Source organism: Serratia sp. (in: enterobacteria), assembly GCF_046715635.1.
Classification (GTDB): Bacteria; Pseudomonadota; Gammaproteobacteria; order Enterobacterales; family Enterobacteriaceae; genus Chania.
In genome coordinates this window covers 1-4,636 of sequence record NZ_JBKJYW010000398.1, presented here as the reverse complement: position 1 = coordinate 4,636, position 4,636 = coordinate 1, and the positions used below count along the sequence as shown (strand labels likewise).

Annotated in this window: 6 protein-coding genes; 2 read left to right on the top strand and 4 right to left on the bottom strand. The window is 54.5% G+C overall.

Annotation, left to right across the window (positions count from 1 at the left end; genetic code table 11):
• Positions 1–503 (top strand): ATP-binding cassette domain-containing protein (locus ACLQ7H_RS20675; RefSeq protein WP_411754286.1); only part of this gene is annotated, 503 nt, incomplete at its 5' end.
• A gap of 32 nt (positions 504–535) precedes the next feature.
• Here the strand turns inward: ACLQ7H_RS20675 and ACLQ7H_RS20670 are convergent.
• The 3 genes from ACLQ7H_RS20670 to ACLQ7H_RS20660 form a co-directional block, all read right to left on the bottom strand.
• Positions 536–949 carry a type II toxin-antitoxin system HicB family antitoxin gene (locus ACLQ7H_RS20670; protein WP_411754285.1) on the bottom strand — a complete coding sequence of 138 codons (414 nt, stop codon included), beginning with the start codon at positions 947–949 and terminating at the stop codon, positions 536–538.
• A gap of 27 nt (positions 950–976) precedes the next feature.
• A complete protein-coding gene (locus tag ACLQ7H_RS20665) occupies positions 977–1,165 on the bottom strand; it encodes a type II toxin-antitoxin system HicA family toxin (protein WP_411754284.1) in 189 nt (62 codons plus the stop codon).
• A gap of 186 nt (positions 1,166–1,351) precedes the next feature.
• Positions 1,352–2,290 carry an NAD(P)H-dependent flavin oxidoreductase gene (locus ACLQ7H_RS20660; RefSeq protein ID WP_411754283.1) on the bottom strand — a complete coding sequence of 313 codons (939 nt, stop codon included), beginning with the start codon at positions 2,288–2,290 and terminating at the stop codon, positions 1,352–1,354.
• A gap of 208 nt (positions 2,291–2,498) precedes the next feature.
• Here ACLQ7H_RS20660 and ACLQ7H_RS20655 point away from each other — a divergent pair, with 208 nt between their 5' ends.
• Positions 2,499–3,137, top strand: a complete 639-nt coding sequence (locus ACLQ7H_RS20655) for a TetR/AcrR family transcriptional regulator (RefSeq protein ID WP_411754282.1) — start codon at positions 2,499–2,501, stop codon at positions 3,135–3,137.
• 71 nt (positions 3,138–3,208) lie between these two features.
• Here the strand turns inward: ACLQ7H_RS20655 and ACLQ7H_RS20650 are convergent.
• Positions 3,209–4,636 (bottom strand): aldehyde dehydrogenase family protein (locus ACLQ7H_RS20650; RefSeq protein ID WP_411754281.1); only part of this gene is annotated, 1,428 nt, incomplete at its 5' end.

Here is a 4,636-nt window from a genome sequence, read left to right as displayed (position 1 = left end):
GCCAGCAGGTGGGTTTTGTGTTTCAGAGCTTCAACCTGTTTCCCCACCGTTCGGTGCTGGAAAACATCATCGAAGGACCGGTGATCGTTAAAGGAGAGGCCAAGGCCAGCGCTGAAAAGCTGGCGCGTGTCCTGTTGGCAAAAGTGGGGTTGAGCGGTAAAGAGCAGGCTTACCCTAAACGTTTGTCCGGCGGTCAGCAGCAGCGCGTAGCGATTGCCAGGGCGTTAGCGATGCAGCCCGAGGTCATTTTGTTTGATGAACCGACCTCTGCGCTGGATCCTGAACTGGTTGGTGAAGTGCTCAATACCATTCGCGCCTTGGCAGAAGAGAAACGCACCATGGTGATCGTCACCCACGAGATGAGCTTTGCCCGTGACGTGGCCGATCGCGCCATTTTTATGGATCATGGCCGCATTGTTGAACAGGGGCCAGCAAAGGCGTTGTTCGCCAACCCGCAGCATCAGCGCACCAAGCAGTTTCTGGATAAGTTTCTCAATCAGTAATCCTGTCAGGGGGCGATGCCCCCTTAACCTCGTTATCCTGCCTTTAACAACTCATTACGCGCTGCGGCGGCGAGAAATGCACTGCGGCTGCCATAGCCCGGATGCTGCTGCACCAGCGAATCAATACGGTTGAGCAGCCTGTGGGGCAACGTGATATTGATGCGTTCTGCCCGGCCATCGAACTTGTCCATATTGATATCCACCAGCAACCACTGGCCGCCGTTGAGGGCGTCGTTGCCCTGAGCCAGATGGAAGGACATCGCCTGCGGGCGTGGAATGGCCTGATTCTCTTCACTCAATACTTCAAAGTGGGCATCCAGAGCGCTTTTGGCGTCATGGAAGGTTTGATCGAGACTGTCTCCGGCAAAGTAGCAGCCTGGCACATCGGGAAAAAAGCCGCTGGCGCTGCCATCCGGATCTACATGTATATAAGCGGGATAAAACATAGTGTTACCTCGTCGTGGCGAAATGGTCTAGGAATTAAGCAACCCTGCATCCTTGATGATTTGCCGCAGCGTTCCCAATTTCACCTCCTTATTGGGATGGGGCTCGGTGATCACCAACGATGAGTTGGGGTGTTTGAATGGATGGTGGCTGCCTTTGATCCGTTGTAAAACCCAGTCATGGCTTTCGAGTCGTTTAATCAGTTCTGAACTTTTCACCTATTCATTCCATACAATACACACCATACACATTAATTGGCAAGGTGATGAATACGGTATCGGCTGATTTTTATGCAGGCAATAAAAAACCCCGCGTCAATGCGGGGTTTGCGAACAGGCTAGCAATAGGGCGGCCATCTTCATTTTGCTGGGGTGATTTGGATGTTCGTGGCTACTCAACAGAACCTATTCATTAAAGGCAGGAGAGAATTCGCAGACCACTTCCTTAACGCTGCTAATCTTGCCAATGCCGCCTGCGGCGCCAGACACCGTGATCACGCCATATTGGTGATCTCCGTCTAACATACCTGTCTTGATGATGCCCACTTCGCTCTCGCCGCGTCCCGCGCGGATACTCTCGGTAGCGATGACGCGAATATATCCCGCCGGGGTATTAATTTCGACCAACTCCTCAGACTGAACGTCGACAATCGCTTGTTTGGTATTGAGGCTGGCAGGGGATTCAAACGTGGTGATAAAGCGTGTGCCGACATAGATCCCGGCAGCTCCCATTGCCATAGCCGCCTTTGCGGTTTTCAGGTTATAGATGCCTCCGGCGGCAATCACCGGGATTTTGACCACATCGGTGACCTGGGGCAGCAAAACCAGGGTGCTGATACGGTGTTCACTCAAGTGTCCTCCAGCCTCATGTCCGGTGACAATGATTGCATCTACCCCGATGTTTTCCGCCATGATGGAGTTCTCCACCGTCGGTGAGATTTCGCGGTGAATAACGATAACCCCGGCCTCTTTCAGCCTGCGGATGTACGCTTCACCTTTGGTAATATCCTTCCCACTGGTTATGACGATGTTAATTTTTTCCTGCAGGATGACCTCCAGTAACGGTTCGGCATATTTAAAACTGATATCGACTCCTTCGATGGGGAGGAGGTAATTAACGGCAAAGGGTTTATCCGTTAAGCTTCTGGTTTTCCTTATTTCCTGGCGGAAAGCGTCTACGGTCGCAACGATTCCGCCATTGGCAAACTGGCGTCCGGCATTCGGGCCTAAGACTCCCAGCCCTCCAGCGTTGGATACCGCAGCGGCCAGTTCGGCGGAGTTCAGCCACACCATGGAGGCTTGGATAACCGGCGTATCGATAGCCAATAAACTCTGTAATTTCATGATGCTATTCCTTATTAAAGTATTGCGTAGGACGATCTTTACCATTTATGTAATGATCGTTATTTAATAACCATACGCGCAGAGTGGCGATGGTGCAACAACATTTTGTAATGATCATTATTTTAATTGACGGGATGGCATATACGGGGGGACTATTTTATAGTGATCGTTACATAAATGGTGTGGCCAAGGCCCAGGAGACCTATACATGAGAAAGGACCTACCGGAGCGGCCTGCACGTGGCAGGCCTAAAAAACTCGATCGTGACGATGTGTTGGAAAAGGCTATGGGGTTGTTCTGGCGCTTTGGCTATGAACCCACGTCGATGTCTGAACTGATTGAGGAAACAGGAACCAAACCTTCTTCGCTGTACGCTGAGTTTGGCAGCAAAGAAGGCTTATTCTGTGCGGCGGTGGAAAAGTATCTGACCATTTACGGCCAAGCCAGAGATGTGATCCTTGAACAGGACGATCTCCCTTTGCCACAGGTGATTCAGCAGTTGCTGCGTACTTGCGTTGATTGGTTTACTGATACAGCGACTCCGGCCGGCTGTTTTATGGTTGTTGCTACTTTTGGGATGTCTGCCGCAGATGAGGCGTTATTTAACCAGCTAAGTCAGCCACGAAATTCCGCAGAGAAAAAGATTGTCGAGTGCCTGGAGCTGCGCACTCGCCAGGGAGAACTGCCGGAAAACACCAATTGTGCTCTGCTGGGTAAGTACATTGCCAATATCATTCAGGGCATGTCGGTGCAAGCCCGCAATGGCGCAACCCGAGAAGAGCTCTCTGGGTTGGTGGATATCTTTATGCATCAATGGCAAGCGATTTCCACATCCTGTCGGCTTTAGCTGTGTTACGCCCCAGACAATAAAAAACCCCGCGTTGCTGCGGGGTTGGCGGCGTCACTCGAATTTGTCGATTAACCGATCGTCATCAGGCTGGCGTTACCCCCGGCGGCGGCGGTGTTGACGCTTAACGAACGTTCGATCAACAGGCGTTCCAGCAGGATGTTGGTTTCACCGCGGGCGAAACCCTGCACCGAGACAATGGCACCGCTGCGTTGCGCGATTTGCTCACACAGGGTACGCAACTGATCGGCGTCGCCGTGATAGATAGCCGCATCAAACTCTACCTTATCCTGCGCCCAATCTTTGGTGAAACCGATCCGTGCCTGAACTGCGGCTGGCAAGCTGCGATACAGCGTGCGCTGCAATTCCGCTTCCGGCCACAGCGCCTGGCAGCCAACCGCCAGCACGGCGGCCAGTTGGTTCAGCGCATCGGCGTTGTTGTCCGCCAGGCACAGCACGCGTTCACGTGGCAGTAGGGCGTAAGTGTTGCGTTCCCCAGTTGGGCCTGGCAGTGGGCGTACGGTGCCACCCTGGCCCAGTTCAGCGTATTGCTGCGCCAGGACGGCCAGCTCGCGATGGTTCTCCGCCACGGCCCACTGTTCCAGAGCCTGGTGCGGTGCGAGCAGCGCAGGGCGCACGCTGGCCTCCAGAGGACGCTCGTTATCCTGGCGATTCAGCGTGCGCTGCACGGCATCCTGTGGGCGGCTGGCTAGCAGGCGGTACAGATAGAGTGGTCCACCGGCTTTCGGCCCGGTGCCGGACAGGCCCTCGCCGCCAAACGGCTGCACGCCTACCACCGCACCCACCATATTGCGGTTAACATACAGGTTACCGACCTTGGCGTGGTCGGTCACTCTGGCGATGGTTTCATCGATACGCGTATGGATCCCCAGCGTCAGGCCATAGCCTGAGGCATTGATCTGATCGACTAATGCGCCCAGGCCAGCACGCTGGAAACGAACTACGTGCAGCACGGGGCCAAAGATCTCTTTTTGCAGCTCGTCAAAGCTTTCCAGTTCGATCAGCGTTGGTTTCACGAAGGTGCCACGTGCCCACTCTTTCTCATCATCCCCCAGGCTTTTTGCCGCCTGATAAACCTTGCGGCCTTTAGCGCGCATGGCCTGGATATGACGTTCAATACCGGTTTTGGCTTCGGCGTCGATCACCGGGCCAATGTCGGTAGACAGGCGTTCCGGGTTACCCATCCGGCATTCGGCCATCGCTCCGCGCAGCATTTTCAGAGTGTGTTCTGCCACATCTTCCTGCACACACAGGATGCGCAGAGCAGAGCAACGCTGCCCGGCACTGTCGAAGGCGGAGGCCACGACGTCGGTCACCACCTGTTCGGTCAGGGCGGAAGAGTCGACGATCATCGCATTCAAACCGCCGGTTTCGGCAATCAACGGCGTCGGGCGGCCTTGAGGATCAAGGCGGCCTGCGATGTTGCGTTGCAGAATGCCCGCAACGTCGGTAGAGCCGGTGAACATCACGCCGCGTAC

Excerpts from the sequence above, each read along its gene's own strand:
- ACLQ7H_RS20660 (WP_411754283.1), bottom strand. The coding sequence starts at position 2,290 with ATGAAATTACAGAGTTTATTGGCTATCGATACGCCGGTTATCCAAGCC.
- ACLQ7H_RS20655 (WP_411754282.1), top strand. The coding sequence starts at position 2,499 with ATGAGAAAGGACCTACCGGAGCGGCCTGCACGTGGCAGGCCTAAAAAA.
- ACLQ7H_RS20670 (WP_411754285.1), bottom strand. The coding sequence starts at position 949 with ATGTTTTATCCCGCTTATATACATGTAGATCCGGATGGCAGCGCCAGC.